Annotated in this window: 13 protein-coding genes and 1 pseudogene; 12 read left to right on the top strand and 2 right to left on the bottom strand. The window is 62.8% G+C overall.

Annotated features, from left to right (window positions below; translation table 11 throughout):
• Positions 1-18 precede the first annotated feature (18 nt).
• The 9 genes and pseudogenes from J3R73_RS16275 (at position 19) to J3R73_RS16240 (ending at position 12,744) form a co-directional block, all read left to right on the top strand.
• The gene (locus J3R73_RS16275; RefSeq protein ID WP_307428873.1) at positions 19-2,280 is read left to right on the top strand and encodes a methyl-accepting chemotaxis protein; all 2,262 of its coding nucleotides are present in this window, start codon (positions 19-21) and stop codon (positions 2,278-2,280) included.
• Positions 2,281-2,305: 25 nt separating this feature from the next.
• The gene (locus J3R73_RS16270; RefSeq protein ID WP_307428869.1) at positions 2,306-3,430 is read left to right on the top strand and encodes an HD-GYP domain-containing protein; all 1,125 of its coding nucleotides are present in this window, start codon (positions 2,306-2,308) and stop codon (positions 3,428-3,430) included.
• Positions 3,427-3,759: a hypothetical protein gene (locus J3R73_RS16265; RefSeq protein ID WP_307428866.1), complete on the top strand. Its 333-nt coding sequence runs from the start codon at positions 3,427-3,429 to the stop codon at positions 3,757-3,759. Before J3R73_RS16270 ends, J3R73_RS16265 begins: the two co-directional genes overlap by 4 nt.
• Positions 3,760-4,185: 426 nt before the next feature.
• Positions 4,186-6,207 (top strand): methyl-accepting chemotaxis protein, encoded by a 2,022-nt coding sequence (locus J3R73_RS16260; RefSeq protein ID WP_307428863.1) that lies wholly within the window; start codon positions 4,186-4,188, stop codon positions 6,205-6,207.
• Positions 6,208-6,334: 127 nt separating this feature from the next.
• Positions 6,335-9,046 (top strand): hybrid sensor histidine kinase/response regulator, encoded by a 2,712-nt coding sequence (locus J3R73_RS16255; protein ID WP_307437412.1) that lies wholly within the window; start codon positions 6,335-6,337, stop codon positions 9,044-9,046.
• On the top strand, positions 9,043-9,510 hold the full coding sequence (locus tag J3R73_RS16250; protein ID WP_307428858.1) for a chemotaxis protein CheW: 468 nt from the start codon (positions 9,043-9,045) through the stop codon (positions 9,508-9,510). The genes J3R73_RS16255 and J3R73_RS16250 overlap by 4 nt, the downstream gene beginning before the upstream one ends.
• Before the next feature lie 51 nt (positions 9,511-9,561).
• A pseudogene (locus J3R73_RS16245) lies at positions 9,562-11,037 on the top strand (methyl-accepting chemotaxis protein); the annotation flags it as partial.
• A 30-nt stretch (positions 11,038-11,067) separates the two neighbouring features.
• Positions 11,068-11,493, top strand: a complete 426-nt coding sequence (locus J3R73_RS31545) for a bacteriohemerythrin (RefSeq protein ID WP_370880060.1) — start codon at positions 11,068-11,070, stop codon at positions 11,491-11,493.
• A 372-nt stretch (positions 11,494-11,865) separates the two neighbouring features.
• Complete coding sequence (locus J3R73_RS16240) at positions 11,866-12,744, top strand: LysR family transcriptional regulator (protein ID WP_307428852.1); 879 nt, start codon at positions 11,866-11,868, stop codon at positions 12,742-12,744.
• Here J3R73_RS16240 and J3R73_RS16235 read toward each other — a convergent pair.
• Positions 12,736-12,948 (bottom strand): helix-turn-helix domain-containing protein, encoded by a 213-nt coding sequence (locus tag J3R73_RS16235; RefSeq protein ID WP_213335609.1) that lies wholly within the window; start codon positions 12,946-12,948, stop codon positions 12,736-12,738. The two genes, J3R73_RS16240 and J3R73_RS16235, sit on opposite strands and share 9 nt — an antisense overlap.
• 208 nt (positions 12,949-13,156) lie before the next feature.
• Between J3R73_RS16235 and J3R73_RS16230 the strand changes: the two genes are divergently transcribed.
• From J3R73_RS16230 to J3R73_RS16220, 3 genes are all read left to right on the top strand, one after another.
• On the top strand, positions 13,157-13,456 hold the full coding sequence (locus J3R73_RS16230; protein WP_213335612.1) for a DNA -binding domain-containing protein: 300 nt from the start codon (positions 13,157-13,159) through the stop codon (positions 13,454-13,456).
• Between the two features lie 117 nt (positions 13,457-13,573).
• A complete protein-coding gene (locus tag J3R73_RS16225; RefSeq protein ID WP_307437408.1) occupies positions 13,574-15,565 on the top strand; it encodes a conjugal transfer protein TraG in 1,992 nt (663 codons plus the stop codon).
• Positions 15,566-15,574: 9 nt separating this feature from the next.
• On the top strand, positions 15,575-16,024 hold the full coding sequence (locus J3R73_RS16220; protein ID WP_307428848.1) for a ribbon-helix-helix domain-containing protein: 450 nt from the start codon (positions 15,575-15,577) through the stop codon (positions 16,022-16,024).
• Positions 16,025-16,072: 48 nt separating this feature from the next.
• On the opposite strand, the gene J3R73_RS16215 is transcribed toward J3R73_RS16220, so the two are convergent.
• On the bottom strand, positions 16,073-17,806 hold the full coding sequence (locus tag J3R73_RS16215; protein ID WP_213336125.1) for a phospholipase D-like domain-containing protein: 1,734 nt from the start codon (positions 17,804-17,806) through the stop codon (positions 16,073-16,075).
• Between the last annotated feature and the right edge of the window lie 66 nt (positions 17,807-17,872).

Below are 17,872 nucleotides of genomic sequence, written 5' to 3'. Positions count from 1 at the left end.
TCCTGACCCTAGGGACGAATGGAGGTGCCATTTGATGTGCACCTACGCGACCCGACATCTCGAAAGAGAACCAAGAACGGAGTTGCAGACATGAACGTCCATTCGATCCGCGTGCGTATCGCCGGCCTCGCCGCCCTCTGCCTCGTCGTCACGACGGTGGCCATCGTCGGCTACAATGTGTGGGCATCCACGCGGAAAGCGGACTTCGTCGAGACCTCCGTCGGCAACTTGCTCGATCGCTCCAGCCGCGAATCGATCATGCGCCTCGCTGGCAAAGAAGCCGGCGGCATCCAGACCGAGATCAATGTCGCCTTCGATGCGGCGCGCAACATGGCTAGGGCGCTCGAGACGATCGCTGCGGCGCCGGACAAGAACGGAGCGCCGATCGACGTGCGGCGCGCGCAACTCGACGGCCTGCTCGAGCGGGTGCTGCGCGACAATCCCCGCTTCAACGGCACCTACAGCGCTTGGTTGCCCAACGCCCTCGACGGCCGCGACCGGGACTTCAAGGGCAACAAGGCGGCGGGATCGGACGACACCGGTCGGGCATTGCCCTATTGGACCCGCGACACAACCGGGCGCATCGCGCTTCAGCCGTTGGTCGAATACGACAGCCGCGCTCTCGATGCGAACGGCCTGATGAAGGGGGGATGGTTCATCAACCCGCAGGAGACCGGTCGCGAGAGCATGCTGGCGCCGCTGCCCTACATCGTCCAGGGCCGTTCGGTTCATCTCGCCACTATCTCGGTGCCGATCACCATCGAGGGAAAATTCGCCGGCGTCGTCGGCGCCGACTTCGACCTAGCCTTCATCCAGAAGCTGGCCGAGGACGTCAACTCCCACATCTACGACGGCAAGGGCGGGGTGACCATCATCACCGACGATGGTCTGATCGTCGCCTCCAGCCTCGATCCGTCGTCGGTCGGTGGGTCAATCTCCAAGCTCGACAACGATCCGCAGGCCACCATGAAGCGCGTGAGCGCCGGCAAGGAAGAGATCATCTACGTCCAGGCGACCGATCGCCTTCGTGTTTTCTCGCCGATCGAAGTCGGCCATACCGGAAGACATTGGGCCGTCGCCATCGGCTTGCCGCGCAATGTGGTGATGGCGGAAGCCGCTGTGTTGACCAAGACGCTGCAAGAAAAGGAAAGCACCGACTTCTTCTGGCAGATTGCCGTCGCGGTGGGCGTGTCGGGCATGGCGGTGATCGCCATGATCTTCCTCGGCCAGACGATCGCCTCGCCGATCGTGTCGCTCGCTTCGGTTCTGCGCAGGATCGCCGCCGGAGAAACGGTCGACAAGATTGCCGGGGCCGAACGTCGCGACGAGATCGGCGAGATCGCCGGCGCATCCGAAGTCCTGCGGGTCGGTCTCACCGAGGCGGCACGGCTTCGCCTGGACGCGGCTGCGAAGGAGACCAAGGAGCGTGAAGTCCTTGCCCGTCGCGAGATGCTCGCGGGTGACTTCGTTTCCCGCATGCAGGACCTCGCTGCCGGGTTTGCCCAATCCTCCGGCGAAGTCGCCGACAGCGCCAAGAACCTCTCGGCCACGGCGGAGGAGACCTCGCGTCAGGCCCAGGCCGTCGCCGCAGCGGCAGAAGAAGCTGCCACCAACGTCCAGACCGTCGCCGCTTCGTCCGAGGAGATGGCGGCCTCCGTGCGCGAGATCAACGGGCAGGTCGGCCATTCGGCCAAGGTCGCGGACACAGCCTTCACTGAAGCCGAGGCCTCCAGCGGTCGCATCGCTGCGCTCGCGATCGCCGCCGCGACGATCGGCGACGTGATCAACCTGATCAAGGGCATCGCTGACCAGACCAATCTCCTTGCGTTGAACGCCACCATCGAGGCGGCGCGCGCCGGCGAGGCTGGTAAGGGCTTCGCCGTTGTCGCCGCAGAGGTCAAACAACTCGCCAACCAGACTGCCAAGGCGACTGGTGAGATCGGGTCCAAGGTTGGCGAGATCCAAGCGGCGACCGACGGCACGGTGAAGTCGATGACCGAGATCGTCCGCATCATCGCCAATATGAAGGAGATCGCCTCGACGATCGCCGGTGCGGTCGAACAGCAAGGTGCGGCCACCGCCGAGATCGCCCGCAACTGCCAGCAGGCGGCAACGGGGACGCAGCAGGTGACGCAGAACATCTCTGGCGTCGGTCAGGCAGCCGAGATGACCGGCGCGGCCTCGACCCAGCTCATGACGCTCTCCACCGGGCTGTCGAGCCAGGCCGTCGATCTGCGCAAGGTCGTGGAGACCTTCGTCAAGGACTTCGCTGCGGCATGATCTGAACCGGATGGGAGACAACGCCATGGGCCACCTACTCGTCGTCGTCCACGATCGCCCCGACGGCCGCCCTCCTGTCTACGTTCCAGCCCTGTCGTCGATCGGCACCGTCCTGACGGTCGATCTAAGTGCGTCGGCTCGGCTCCGTGCTTTTATCGATGCCCCCTGGCTGATCGACATCGTTGCCCCGAACGAGTCCAAGGTGGCCCGGCTCAGGGCGGCGATGAGCGAACCAGGAGGCGCGCCCCGTCTCCTCGTTGTCACTCCCGAAGATCATTTGACCCGGGTCCAAGCGAATGCCCTGGGAGCGACCGCCGTTGTCCCCAGACCGATCACCGTGGAAACGATCCGGCGCCTGTTGGATCACCCGCAGTCGGTGGAGAGTGGGGTGGATACGACGGCAGCGACGGATGTCGTGACGGCCATCGCGGGGGCTGCCGATGCCCTCGATCAGGTCTTCTCGGCCTGCGTTGCGGGGGCCTCGATCGACGCGGCGGTGCTGCGCAGAGCCGCCACTCTGGTCTCACCAGTAGTTCGGGAGGCAGGTCTCGGCACGTGGCTTGATCTCGTCCGCCGCCATCACACCGGCACCTACCTGCACATTCTCCAGGTCATGGGTATCTCCGTCCTCCTCGGACAGAGGCTTTCTCTCGGTGCCACCGAGATCGACCGATTGGCGCTCAGCGCACTGCTCCATGACACGGGGAAATGCTGGACCCCGGAAGCCATCCTCGACAAGCCGGGTAAGTTGACGGAAGCCGAGTTCACCATCATGCGCCGACACAGCTACGATGGCTGGGCGGCGCTGCGGGCGACGGACCTCAATCTCGACGAGGACGTCTACGACGCTGTGCTCCACCACCATGAGCATCTCGATGGCAGTGGCTATCCCGACAGCCTCGTCGGCGCGACGATCCGCCCGCTCACCCGGATCTTGACGGTGTGCGACATCTTCGGCGCCCTCATCGAAAGGCGCGCCTACCGTCCGCCACTTCCCCCACTTGAGGCCCTGACAATCCTCGAAGCAATGGCGCTCGCCGGAAAGGTCGATGGGACACTCGTCGGCGCCCTGTTCCGGCTCGCCATCTCCCGAGAAAGCCGACTGCGGCAGTCCACGTCACTCAACGGAATTGGAGTGATCGACAAATGACCGTTTCAATCTATCCCCTCACACATGCAAAGGCCGTGCGGCTCATGACCAAAATGGATCATGAACTCAAGTCTTATGTGAAAGCGTTCATCGTTGAACTCGATCTATTGATCAAGAATGGCGACAACGATGTGCTGATACCTATTGCAGAACGACTACTCAATGAGATCGGGGACATGATGAAGTCGCCGATCACGACAGAGACGGGGATCACTGCCCGTAATGCTGTCTGGGAAACCTGCTGCGACATCCTGCGCACGCAACAAGACTCGATTTCCTGCGGGACAAGGCCATCACCCGAAGTTCGGGCGTCATCGTTTCGGCAGTGAAGGATGCCATCGGGGCTCGGGTCACGCAGAAGTGCCTCTGTCGACGACAGCAAGGTTCGGAATTAAGTCTATGCGAGATGGCAGACGGATGTATTTTTAATACCCATCTTAACGCCAGCTTATATGTGATATTAATGAAATATAAATATGTGATTATATGTATACAATTTTATTGTAATTTACATATTGCGAAAATATACGAAAATTATTGTTAGTTTACATATTTTTAACTATGATTTTACTATAATTAAACAAATTTATATCAAATATCTCATCGCTTAATACCCATTCGGATCGGGCCTTGTGCCGCTATCCGGATGCTGCTGACCGACTCTTGCGTGAATTCACCATCAGCCTTCGAACACTAGGAGAGTAACTATGTCGTGGATAACCAATCTCGGGTCTGGGCTATCGGTCAAGGTCAGGATGACCGCGCTGGCGGCCATTCCCACCCTGGGTCTCCTGGGGATGTCGTGGCAAGTGGTCGATACCAGGTGGGACCTCGCCAGCGAGATGACCGAAGTGGCGGATATGACCTCACTCACCTCCGACGTCGTCGACTATGTGCACGCTCTGCAGAAGGAGGCCGGCGCTTCGGCGTCTTTCGTTTCATCCAAGGGAGGAGACGGTCAGACCGATCTCGATCGGCTGCGTCGCACCTCCGACGAGGCGCGGGCGAAGGTAGAGGCCGTGCTGAAGACCTTCGATCTGAAGGCGGTGTCGAACGAACTGGATACGGTGTTGCAAGACGGGTTGCGCAAATCCGCCGGCGCCGATGCCGTCCGCAACGGCGTCAGCCGGCGGACGATCTCGGCTGACGACATGAACAACTACTACACCGCCTCCATCGTCCGCCTTCTCGACGTCAGCCTCTATGCCGCGAAAACTATCTCTCATGCCGAGGTGGCGCGTTTGATGAACGTCTATGCCTATACGCTGCAGGCCGAGGAGGCCTCGAGTGCCGCCCGTGCCAATGCGGCGGTCGGATTGAGCGCCGGGCGTTTCGACACCGCGCTCTATGCCAAGGTCATGGCCTTCGTCGCCAAGCAGGAAGCCTTCATGTCGACGCTCGAGCTCAATGCCAATCGGAGCGAGCTCGACGTTCTGCATGCGACCTACGCCGGTACCCCGATCGACGAGACCGCCCGCTATCTGAATGTCGTTCGAGACGCCGGACCCAACGCCGGGATCACCAACCTCGATGCCGCCGGTTGGCTGCGCGTCAATGCCGACCGCCTCGCTTTGTTCGGCAAGGTGGAAGGGGTCTTCCACGACAATCTCTTGACGACTGCGGCTCGGGTGCGCAGCGACGCCCAGGCCGGACTGGTACTCTCTGCGACGGTGGCCGGTGGCCTTGCGCTCGTCACGCTCTTTCTCGCCTTCGTCGTGACGTCCGGCATCACCGTTCCAATTCGCAAACTGTCCGACGTGATGCACGACCTCGCCGAAGGGCGGCTGGCGACCGAGGTGGAGGGGGCCGATCGCGGCGACGAGATCGGCGCTATGGCCAAGACCGTCCTGGTGTTCCGTGACCGCCTCCAGGAAAACGAGGCGATGCGCGAACGCCAGGCGAATATCGAGCGGGAGAATGCCGCCCGCATTCTGACGGAGCGCAATGCCATCGCCGATCAGTTCCAGGCCAAGATGGGGGTGCTGGCCGATCACTTCGCCAAATCGTCGAACGAGGTGGCTGAAGCTGCCCGCAACATGTCGGCGACGGCCGAGGAGACCTCGCGCCAGGCGCAGGCCGTTGCCAGTGGGGCGGAGGAAGCCACCAACAACGTCCAGACGGTCGCGGCCGGTGCCGAAGAACTCTCCGCCTCCATTCGCGAAATCAACCGCCAGGTGGCCAAGTCGGCGACCATCGCCGGGGAGGCCGCTGAAGAGGCCACGCGCTCGGAGGGCAACGTTCGCGCGCTCAACGAAGCCTCGGCGACGATCGGCGACGTCGTCGGCCTGATCAAGGACATCGCGAGCCAGACCAATCTGCTCGCGCTCAACGCCACGATCGAGGCGGCGCGCGCCGGCGAAGCCGGCCGCGGCTTCGCGGTCGTCGCCTCCGAAGTCAAGCAACTCGCGGCCCAAACGGCCAAGGCGACCGATGAGATCGCCGCCAAGATCGGGGAGATCCAGGCGGCGACGGACGAAACCGTCGGCTCGATCGGGCGCATCGTTGCCACGATCAAGACGATCCGCGAGGTGACCTCCTCGATCGCGGGCGCGGTCGAAGAGCAGGGGGCTGCCACCAACGAGATCGCCGCCAATACCCAGAGGGCGGCTCGTGGGAACCAGGACGTGACCGGCAACATCACCGGCGTCGGTCAAGCGGCGGAGATGACGGGGGCTGCCTCCACTCACCTCATGAGCCTCTCCGGCAACCTCCAGACCCAGTCCGGCGAACTCCAGCGCGAAGTCGCGGAATTCGTGCGCGGGCTGCGGGCCGGGTAACAGCGAGCGGCGGCGGCTCAAGACGACGAGCCGAAGAATGCCTCGGCCCTGCGGCGGAAGCGACCACCGCAGGGTCCCTCTCCTCCCTCGCGACGCCCGCGTCGACAACCGGATCAAGGCAAGAGCCATGGACGATCTGCTTCGTGAATTCCTGACGGAAACCAGCGAGAGCCTCGATGTCGTCGACGTCGAGTTGGTGAAGTTCGAGCAAGACCCCAACAACGAGAAGATCCTCGGCAACATCTTCCGTCTGGTCCACACAATCAAGGGTACCTGCGGTTTTCTCGGGCTGCCCCGTCTTGAGGCGATTGCCCACGCGGCGGAAACCCTGATGGGCCGGTTCCGCGACGGCGTGCCAGTGACTGAGGCCGCCGTGACGCTGGTCCTTCAGTCGATCGACCGGATCAAGCAGATCATCGCCGATCTCGAGGCGAACGAGCAAGAGCCGGCCGGTGAAGATCACGATCTGGTCGGCGAACTCGAACGCATGTCGCAAGAGGGTCAGCCGCTGGTCGTCTCCGAAGGACCGAGGTGTACCGAAGGCACGCTGGTGCCCCAAGTTCTCGAACGCCAGTTGCGACTGGGCGAGGTCTCGCTCGATGAGTTGGAGCGCGCCTTTCGAGAGGCGACCTCCGAGACGCAGACTGCGGCGAACACGGCGGCTGCGACACTGGAACCCGAGCCGGCACCGGTGGCGGCGATCCGTCCGACGACACGCGCGCGCACCAAGACCGAGGCCAGGGACGCGGAAAAGGACGGCGAGGGCAAGGGCAGCGTGTCGTCGCAGTCGATCCGCGTCTCGGTCGACACGCTCGAACACCTGATGACCATGGTTTCGGAGCTGGTGCTGACCCGCAATCAGCTCCTGGAGATCGTCCGCCGTCACGAGGACAGCGAATTCAAGGTGCCGCTGCAGCGCCTGTCGAACGTCACCGCCGAGCTGCAGGAAGGCGTCATGAAGACGCGGATGCAGCCGATCGGCAACGCCTGGCAGAAGCTGCCACGCATCGTGCGCGACCTCGCCAACGAGCTCGGTAAGCACATCGACCTGGAGATGGTCGGTCAGGACACTGAACTCGACCGGCAGGTGCTGGAGCTGATCAAGGATCCGCTCACCCACATGGTGAGGAACTCCGCCGACCATGGGCTCGAGATGCCAGAGGTGCGCAAAGCAGCCGGCAAGTCGGAGAAGGGCACGATCAGGCTCTCCGCCTATCACGAGGGCGGCCACATCATCATCGAGATCGCCGACGATGGTCGCGGCCTCGACCTCGAGCGGATCAAGCAGAAGATCGTCGACACCGGCTTGGCGGCCGAGTTCGAACTCGAGAAAATGTCGGATGCGCAGATCTTCAAATACGTCTTCGCGCCCGGCTTCTCGACGGCGCAGAAGGTCACCAACGTCTCGGGCCGCGGTGTCGGTCTGGACGTAGTCAAGACCAACATCGACGCCATCGGCGGCACGGTCGATCTGAAGAGCGTCGCCGGTCAGGGCACGACCTTCGCCATCAAGATCCCGTTGACGCTGGCGATCGTCTCGACCCTGATCGTCGAGACGGCCGGAGACCGCTTCGCCATCCCGCAGTTGTCGGTGGTGGAACTGGTCCGTGCCCAACAGAACTCCGAGCATCGGATCGAGCGCATCCGCGACACGCCGGTTCTGCGCCTCAGAAACAAGCTGTTGCCGCTGGTTCATCTCGCCAAGCTCCTCGATATCACCACCATCGGTGGCGAGGCCGAAGTGCCGGTGTCGGAGGAAGACGGCTTCATCGTGGTGATGCAGGTCGGTCCGCAGACCTTCGGCGTGGTGGTCGACGCGGTGTTCCACACGGAAGAAATCGTCGTCAAGCCGATGTCGACCATGCTGCGCCACATCGGCATGTTCTCCGGCAACACCATTCTCGGCGACGGTTCGGTGATCATGATCGTCGACCCGAACGGTCTCGCCCAGGCGATCGGGCCGAGCCAGGAGACGCCGGTGACCGACAAGGTAGGGCACGAGGAGGATCGTTCGCGCGACGAGGCGCAGCTGATCTCCCTTCTGCTGTTCCGGGCCGGCGATGCACATCCCAAGGCGGTGCCGCTGTCGCTGGTCACCCGTCTCGAGGAGTTCTCGGTCGACAAGGTCGAGCGCTCCAACGACCGCGATCTCGTCCAGTACCGGGGGACGCTGATGCCGCTCGTCTATTTCGACGAATTTGCCCAGAGGAAAACCGAGGGCGGTCTGCCGATGCTGGTGTTTACGGACGGCGGTCGTTCGATGGGCCTGGTGGTCGACGAGATCCTCGACATCGTCGAAGATCGCCTGGACATCCAGATCGGCTCGGAGCGTCCTGGGATCCTCGGCTCGGCGGTGATCAAGGGACGGGCGACCGAGGTCGTCGACGTCGGTCATTTCCTGCCGCAGGCCTTCGAGGACTGGTTCCGCCGCAAGGAGGTCTCGACCGATCAGGTCCCCCGCTCGCTTCTGTTCGTCGACGACGCGCCGTTCTTCCGCAACATGCTGGGTCCGGTGCTCAAGGCCGCCGGCTACCGCGTGACGGTGTGCGCTTCGGCCACTGAAGGTCTCCAGCTTCTCGGCAGCGGCCGCCGCTTCGACGTCATCGTCTCCGACATCGAGATGCCCGAGATGAACGGCTACGAGTTTGCCGAAAGCATCAAGCGAGACCCACGGCTGCACCACACTCCCGTTCTGGCGCTGTCGTCGATCTGCACGCCGGCCTCGATCGAACGTGGTCGGCAGGCGGGCTTCGACGACTACGTCGCCAAGTTCGACCGGCCCGGTCTGATCGCGGCGCTGAAGGAAATGACGAACTACGACATGGGAGTTGCGGCATGAGCGACGCGATCAACAACCACAGCGAGAGCATCCAGTACGCCACCGTGATGATTGGCGGTCAGGTGTTCGGCCTGCCGGTCTCCCGTGTCCACGATGTGTTCATGCCGCAGTCGATCACCCGGGTGCCGCGGTCGCGGCCGGAGATCGCCGGTGTGCTCAACCTGCGCGGTCGCATCGTCACGGCGATTGACATGCGTCGGAGGTTGGATCTTCCCTCCCGCGACGACGGCGGCACAGCGATGGCGGTCGGCATCGAAAGCAAGGGCGAGAGCTACGGCCTGCTCATCGACACAGTCGGGGAAGTGCTCGATCTACTGGGAAGCGGTCGCGAACCGAACCCGGTCAATCTCGATCCGCGTTGGACCGCAGTTTCCAGCGGGGTCCATCGGCTCGACGGACGACTGATGGTCATCCTCGACGTCGAACGCGTTCTCGCCGGGATGTTCGAAGCAATAGCCGCTTGAGCCGGCGATTTCCGGCAAACGGCGAGATCGAACCTATAGAAAGAAACCGTCATGCATCTCTTCAGCACGAACAGAGAACGCATCGCCAAACTCGAGGCGCTCGACCGATCGCAGGCCGTAATCGAGTTCGACATGGCCGGCAAGGTGATCACCGCCAACGAGAACTTCCTCGCCGTGCTCGGTTACGACCTCGGCGAGATCGTCGGCCGCCACCACTCGATGTTCGTCGACCCGAAGGAGCGCGACGGCGCCGACTATCGCGTCTTCTGGGACAATCTGCGCCGCAGCAGATTCCAGGCCGGTGAATTCCACCGCATCGGCAAGGGTGGCAAGGACGTCTGGATCCAGGCCTCCTACAATCCGCTGCTCGACCGCTCGGGACGGCCGTTCAAGGTGGTCAAATTCGCCGCCGACACGACCGCCGAGAAGCTCAGGAACGCCGAATTCCAGGGCCGGATCGCCGCCATCGACAAGGCGCAAGCGGTGATCTCCTTCGAACTCGACGGCACCGTCATCGACGCCAACCAGAACTTCCTCGACGCACTCGGCTACCGGCTCGACGAGATCAAGGGCCGCCATCATTCGGTGTTCGTCGAGCCGGCCCATCGCGACAGCGCCGAATACCGCGCCTTCTGGGAAGCGCTGCGCGCAGGCCGCTTCCAGGCGGCCGAATACAAGCGGATCGGCAAGGGCGGACGGGTGGTCTGGATCCAGGCCTCCTACAATCCGATCTTCGATCTCACTGGGCGTCCCTTCAAGGTGGTCAAGTTCGCCACCGACATGACCGAGCAGGTCGAGGAACGGGCGCGGCGGGCGGAGGTCCAGAAGGGTATCGACGGCGATCTCGGCGCCATCGCCGAGGCGATCGCCACGACGACGCAGCAGGCCGAAGCGGCGGCGGCGGCCTCGGCGCAGACCTCGTCCAACGTCCAAGCGGTCGCCGCTGGTTCGGAGGAGCTCGCCCAGTCCGTCGGCGAGATCAGCCGCCAGGTGGCCCAGGCGCTCAAGATCGCCAAAGGCGCGGTCGCCGAGGCCGGGCGCACCAACACCACGGCCAACACCCTGCTCGTGGGAACCCAGACCATCGGCAAGGTGGTCGATCTCATCAATTCGATCGCCGCCCAGACCAATCTTCTGGCGTTGAACGCTACGATCGAAGCGGCGCGCGCCGGCGAGGCGGGCAAGGGTTTCGCCGTCGTCGCCTCCGAGGTCAAGCAACTCGCCGCCCAGACGGCCAGAGCCACCGACGAGATCGCCGCCGAGATCGGTCGGGTCCAGGGCAACACCCGTGAGGTGGTGGAGGCAATCGCCTCGATCTCGTCGACCATTACCCGGATCAACGAGATCTCGTCCGATATCGCCACCGCCGTCGAGCAGCAGGCGGCGGTGACGCAGGACATGTCGGCAAACATGAACACTGCCGCCCAGGGCGTCGAAGCGATCGCCTCCGGCGTCAGGGAAATCGCCGGCTGGACGCAGCTCATCGGCGGTTCGGCCCGCAAGATCAAGGATGCTTCCCTCAGCATCGTTGCGCCGAAAGGCGCGTCGAGCGTCGGAATGGAGAAAGCAGGATCATCCCTGATGACCTGGAGCGACGGCCTGAGTGTCGGCGTCACTGCACTCGACACCGAGCATCAGAGGCTCATCGAAATGGTCAATCAACTCTGGGACGGCATGCAGTCCGGCGCCGGCAACGCCGCTGTCGGCCAGGTGCTCGATGGGCTGATCGCCTACACGGCATCGCATTTCAAGCACGAGGAAGAGCTCTTCGCCAAGACCGGCTATCCCGCCACGGCCGGTCACAAACAGGAGCATGACGAACTGACGCGCCAAGTGCTCGATGTGCAGGCCAAATACAAGTCCGGCGTCTACAGTGTTCTGTCACTGGAGGTTCTGACCTTCCTCAAGAAATGGCTGGTCAATCACATCCAGGGCAGCGACCAGCGCTACGGATCCCATCTCAACGCAATGGGCATCAGGTGAAACCGTTTCGGCCGGCGATGCTTGCAGATTCCCGAATCGGATGGTGACGTCTGAGCTCTCGGCATGAGTGAAGCGACCGCCACCCGGTTCGAAGCCCGCCTCGCACTGGCCTTCGGGTTCTGCCCCGCGTCATTCCGCGCGCCCTCCTTCATTTCGGAAAGCAGTCGTCATCATGAGCGCCCATCAAAATTTTCTGGAGATTCACGACATCTCGTTTTTCCTGATTATTAGACTACGTCCTGACGCATTGCGTCCCGGCACCACGTTTTAGTGGGAGCAAGGGCATTGACGCGATCCTTGCGCTTGCGCAAACGCCATCGCTGCGACACTGATCCACTCGGCTCAACCTCGTTGAACGGTTGGATTCCGTTGGTGTCCCTCCGATATGCGTTGGCCGTTGCTGAACATTTGAACTTCCGCCATGCCGCCAATCGGCTGGGCGTAAGCCAATCCTGCGTCAGCACCCGGATCAAGACATTGGAACAGGATCTCAATATCCTGCTGTTCGAGAGGCGTCATCGCGGGGTTCGGTTGACCGAGGCCGGACGCTGCTTCATCGCGGAGGTCGCGACAGGCATCGAGCATCTCGATCATGCCATCAACACCGCCGGAGCGCTTTCGACAGGCGCAGTCGGGCGTCTTCATATCGGTCTGCATTCTTCGATCGCCGCGGGATTTCTCGCCGACCTCCGCCGCCGGTTTCGGAACGAGCACCCGAATGTCGAACTGATGATCACCGAAGGGCGGTCCGCCGACACGATCCGACAGGTCCGGGAAGGCTCGCTCGACATCGCCTTCGTCATGGGAGCGGTAGACGCCCCCGATTGCCATTCCTGCCTGGTCTGGAGCGAGCCTTTTGTCATTGCCGTGCCAGTCCATCATCCATTGGGGGCCGCCGAGAGTTTTGGATGGCTCGATCTGGCGCCGGAAACCTTCCTCGTCCGGCAGAGTGGTGCTGGTCCGCAATTGCTAAACCATATCACCCGTCGGATCGTCGAGCGGGACCGGACACCCAACATCCGGCGCTGCGATGTCGGTCGCGACACGCTGATGCACATGGCCGCCGATGGCGAAGGGGTGACCCTCACCACCGAGGCAGCGGCACATGTGCCGTTTCCCGGCATCATATTCCGGCAGATCACCGACGAGACGGAACGCGCTCAATTCAGCGCAGTGTGGTCGCCGCACAACCGCAGCCCGGCGCTGAAGAACCTGCTCGACCTCGCGGCTGCGACGGGCCGGTCAGCCTGATTTCGTAACCAGTTCGGCCGGTTCGATCCCCAGGGCATCGGCGATCTGGCCGAGAACGGTGACGCTGGCCGACACATCGGCGCGCTCGATCGCCCCGATATAGCGCGCGCTCAGGTCCGCGCGATCCGCCAGCTCTTCCTGCGTCAGTTGTTTGTCATGACGTATCCGACGCAGATTGATCGCCATGACCTCCTTGAGATCCATGACGAGAGCGGAGCCTGAATCGGAATTATCGTTCCAGGAACGATGATTCCGATTCGTCGCGCGTTGTGATATTCATCCAACCGCTTCGGCTTGCTGCGGCAGCGCAATGCTTGGCGAAACTGAATAGCCACACGCCGCTGTCTCACAAGCGAAGCAAAAAATGAGGTAATCATCACTCCGAGCCGCGGTACCGGAAGGAGGCCGTGAGATGCGCGTCAAACCCGAACTCGATCCCGATGTTGACGATCTGGCTCCCATGGAGCCGGATGTGACCCGCTATGACGAGGCGCATTTCGTCACCTATCTGCGCCTGCTCGACGCCGAGACCGATGGGGCCGACTGGACGGAGGTGGCGCGGATCGTGCTGCATCGCGATCCCGTCGCGGAAACCGCCCGAACCCGCACATGCTGGGAAAGCCACCTCGCCCGCGCCCGGTGGATGACCAAGATCGGCTACAGGCGCATTCTGGAACAGGCAGTTGAGGAAGCCCGCAACACGCGGCACTGACCCATCCGATTTCTACGCCATGGTATCCGGCGGCACGCCCTCTGTTCTTTTCTATTGCCTATCGCAAAACCGTCTATTCTCTGATCGGCTCCATCTCTTTTGCCGATCGGAGCCTCTATGTCGGGAAGTCGTGTCCTTTGGGGACAAGTTGCCATCGTCCTGTTGATCGTGCTCACTGCGATCTGGGGCGCGACCGAATGGACGGCGTGGCGGCTCGGGTTCCAAGTGCAGTTGGGTGTGCCGTGGTTCGAGCTTGGTGGCTGGCCGGTCTACTACCCGCCCATCTTCTTCTGGTGGTGGTACGCCTACGACGCCTATGCGCCTGCGATCTTCATCGAAGGGGCGCTCATCGCCGTGTCCGGCGGTTTCCTCTCCATCGCCGTCGCCATCACCCTGTCAATCATCCGGGCGCGCGAGGCGAAGAACGTCGCCACCTACGGCTCGGCACGCTGGGCCTCGTCCGAGGAGGTGAAGGCGGCCGGACTGCTTGACCCGGACGGCGTGGTGCTCGGCAGGCTCGATCGCGACTATCTCCGTCACGACGGCCCGGAGCATGTGCTGTGCTTCGCGCCGACCCGCTCCGGTAAGGGCGTCGGGCTTGTGGTGCCGACGCTGCTGACCTGGCCCGGCAGCGTCATTGTCCACGACATCAAGGGCGAGAACTGGGGGCTGACAGCGGGTTTCCGCGCCAGACACGGTCGCGTGCTGCTGTTCGATCCGACCGATGCGAAATCCTCCGCCTACAATCCGCTGCTGGAGGTCCGGCGCGGCGATTGGGAGGTGCGCGACGTCCAGAACATCGCCGACATCCTGGTCGATCCCGAGGGCGCGCTCGACAAGCGCAATCATTGGGAAAAGACCAGCCATTCGCTACTGGTCGGCGTGATCCTACACGTCCTCTATGCCGAGCCGGACAAGACGCTGGCCGGCGTCGCCAACTTCCTCTCCGATCCGAAACGCCCCATGGAGGCGACGCTGCGCGCCATGATGTCCACGTCGCATCTGGGCGAGGCCGGCGTCCATCCCGTCATCGCCTCGTCGGCGCGCGAGCTGCTCAACAAATCCGACAACGAGCGATCGGGCGTGCTGTCCACGGCTATGTCGTTTCTCGGCCTCTATCGCGATCCCGTGGTGGCGAAGGTGACGGCGCGCTGCGACTGGCGCATCGCCGATCTCGTCGCTGGCAAGCGGCCCGTCAGCCTCTATCTCGTCGTGCCGCCGTCAGACATCGCCCGCACCAAGCCGCTCATCCGCCTGATCCTCAATCAGGTCGGACGGCGGCTGACCGAGGAGCTGAACGCCGCCAACCGCCACCGCCTGCTGTTGATGCTCGACGAGTTTCCGGCGCTGGGCCGGCTCGACTTCTTCGAGTCCGCCCTAGCCTTCATGGCGGGCTACGGTATCAAGAGTTTCCTGATAGCACAGAGCCTCAACCAGATCGAGAAGGCCTATGGCGCCAACAATTCTGTGCTCGACAATTGCCATGTCCGTGTTGCCTTCGCCACCAATGACGAGCGCACCGCCAAGCGCGTGTCGGACTCGCTGGGCACCGCGACCGAGATGCGTGATTCCACCAACTATGCCGGCCATCGGCTGTCGCCCTGGCTCGGCCATCTCATGGTGTCGCGGCAGGAGACGGCCCGACCGCTGCTGACCCCCGGCGAGGTGATGCAGCTTCCTCCGACCGACGAACTGCTGTTGGTCGCGGGCGTGCCGCCGATCCGGGCGAAGAAGGCGCGCTACTACGAGGATGCCCGCTTCAAGGAGCGGTTGCTGCCACCGCCCGACCTGTCCGCTCAGTCCAAGGCGCCGAAAACGCCATCCGGCGACGACTGGTCGGCGCTGACGATACCGACGCTCGTTGCTCCATCAGCATCGCTGCCTCCGGAAGCCGCCGCGACCGATCCCGCCAACGCCGGCATTCGCCGCGAGCCGGAATTGCCAGAGCATGAGGAGATCGTGCCGGATGAGCGCCCGGTAGCTGGTGAGTTCGACGTGCTCGACGACGAACCGGACGTGGACGCCGCCAAATCCCGCACCATCCGCCAGCGGATCACGTCTGTCGCGCGTCAGGCGACGATGGACCCCGCCGACGGCATCGAATTGTAGGAAGCCGCCATGAGTCCCAAGACCCGCATGAATGTCTATTTCGAGCCGGAGCTGTTGAAGAAGGTCGAGGCGCTAGCGCTGCGCCGCAACGTCTCCAAATCGGCTGTGATCGAGGCGGCCGTCGCGTCCTTTCTGTCGGCCGATGCCTCGGAGCGGTTGGAGGCGGTGTTCGCGCGGCGCATGGACAAGCTCGGCCGAAAGGTCGATGGGATGGACGAGGATCTTGCCATCCTCGGCGAAACGCTCTCGCTGTTCATCCGCTTCTGGCTGACCGTGACCCCGCCGCTGCCCGACAGTGCCCAGGCGTCGGCGCGCGCCAAGGGCGCGGAGCGGTTCGACGGATTCCTGCAATCGCTCGGGCGAAGGCTTGCGACAGGCGATCGGTTTCTGAAGGAACTGTCGCGGGACGTGGATGTGCGGCGCGATGGGAGGGCGGAACCAACTGCCGACAATCCATGACAATGATTGCGATCCAAGGGGAGCGACAGAAGGCATTTTCTCTATAGGTCAGCCAGCCGTGTCCGCTCCGAACCAGAAATCCAGTTCGCGCAGGCGACGCTTGTCGTAGGATTTCGTGGCATCGACGATCTGCCATTTGTCGTCATCGGCGAGGCCGGTCCAACGAGGCTTGCCGTCCTCTTTCTGAACGGATTGCCGCCAGCGATACTGCGCATGGATTTCCATGATCTTGCCGGCATATTGGCTGGCCAACCCACCGTTACCTTCGATGACAAGAAGATTTTCGTCATTAACGCCGCTCGCCTTCGGCCCCATGTTGTGCGAGCCGGTCATCACTACCGGTTTGTCGCCATAGGGGTCGATCACGATGACCTTGCTATGGACCATGGCGAAGGTCTGGGGAAGCCGAACCATCTCTTTCTTCCAGTATTTGAGCGGGCCGGGAATCGCCGCAGGCAGGAGCACATCGGCGTTTGCATCGATACGATCGCCGCGATTGAACAGCACGACCGGGTTCTTCTCCGTGCCGGGGTTCTGGTTGACCACGCCCTGGATGTAGAGGTCGGGTTTGAAGTTCGGGCTTCCCGGCGATGCCAGCTCGATGATGTCGTTGAGCAGCGTGCCGCGCGGCCCAGGATTGAACATCAGGAACAGGATGCCGTGCTGGGCCGCCGCGATCAGCGCACCGGCCTGGTCGAGATCGGCGCCGCCGCGCATGGGCGTGAACCAGAGTGTCGTGCCTTTGGGCTTGGCGCTCTTTCGTGGTGTACCGTTGCTTTCGTATAGCGTGTCCGGTGTGGCGTCGCCGGCGTCCGCCAACGCTTTCCACTGATCGAGGTAGAACTGCGCCAGCGAGGAATTTTCGATCAACACCGCGTTGTTCGCCTGGGTGCATAGACCTGTCTTGGTCCAGTTGGTGCTGCCAGTCCATACGGCTTGCGGCTTCTTGTCGGCGTCGCAGATCACCAGAAACTTGTTGTGCGCGAGCGCGCGGGGCGCGGTCATGCGGTTGCGCACGTCGCAGCCGCTGAGTGCGGTGCGTGCGTCGTCATTCTCGTCCTCGCCCTTCTTTTTCACCGCGCCATTGCCGAGCACGATATGGGCGCGCTTCTTGAGCGCTTTGAGCAATGGGATCAGTTCGGGATCGTCCAGCTCGAACAGAGCGGCATAGACGTGTGCCTTGGCTGCGGCCGCGTCTGTCAGCAGCGCGATGAGCTTGTCGCGGATCGGACCGGCGAGAAAGCCGCGAATACGGCTCTTAGGATCGGCGATCTCCTTTCTCAATGCCGTCGATGGGTTCTCGTTAGGCAGCAGTCGTGTCAGCCACTGGCTGGCCACGATGCCGCGATTGAAGAAGCAACTCGCCCGCCCATCGGTTTCAGCACCGATCGCCACAGGCTTGCTCCAGTCCGAGCCTTGATCGACGGCTTCCTGCATCGCCGCTTCGGGGCCGAGCATCGGCACGACGCGATAGGCGACCTCATCACCCGGACTGACTGCGAAGTCCGACCAGAGATACTTTTGGATTGGCCATTCCGTCGTCGGCTTGCGCGTGCCTTCCGGCACGTCCGGGCCGTCTGCAAAGCCCACCCAGCTTGCAACGATTTCCTCGACGAACCCGTCGGCATCTGCGACGCCGGTCGCATTCGGGCTGGGCGCGCTGCCTGCGGCGCGTCTGACCTTGCGTCGCAGCGCGAACCCCCGGCAATCGTTGATGAAGGGCACGCGCCAAGCCAGGAAGGCGCTGTCAACGCCCGGATGCACGATCAGTTCGATAGCCACTGTCCGCCCCCTTTTTAAAAAGAGTCTCCAGTATATCTTGCGAGTGCTTCAGAATTAAATCATCGA

The sequence above is a fragment of the Labrys monachus genome, from assembly GCF_030814655.1.
Lineage (GTDB): Bacteria > Pseudomonadota > Alphaproteobacteria > Rhizobiales > Labraceae > Labrys > Labrys monacha.
This window is presented reverse-complemented; position numbering and strand designations above follow the sequence as displayed.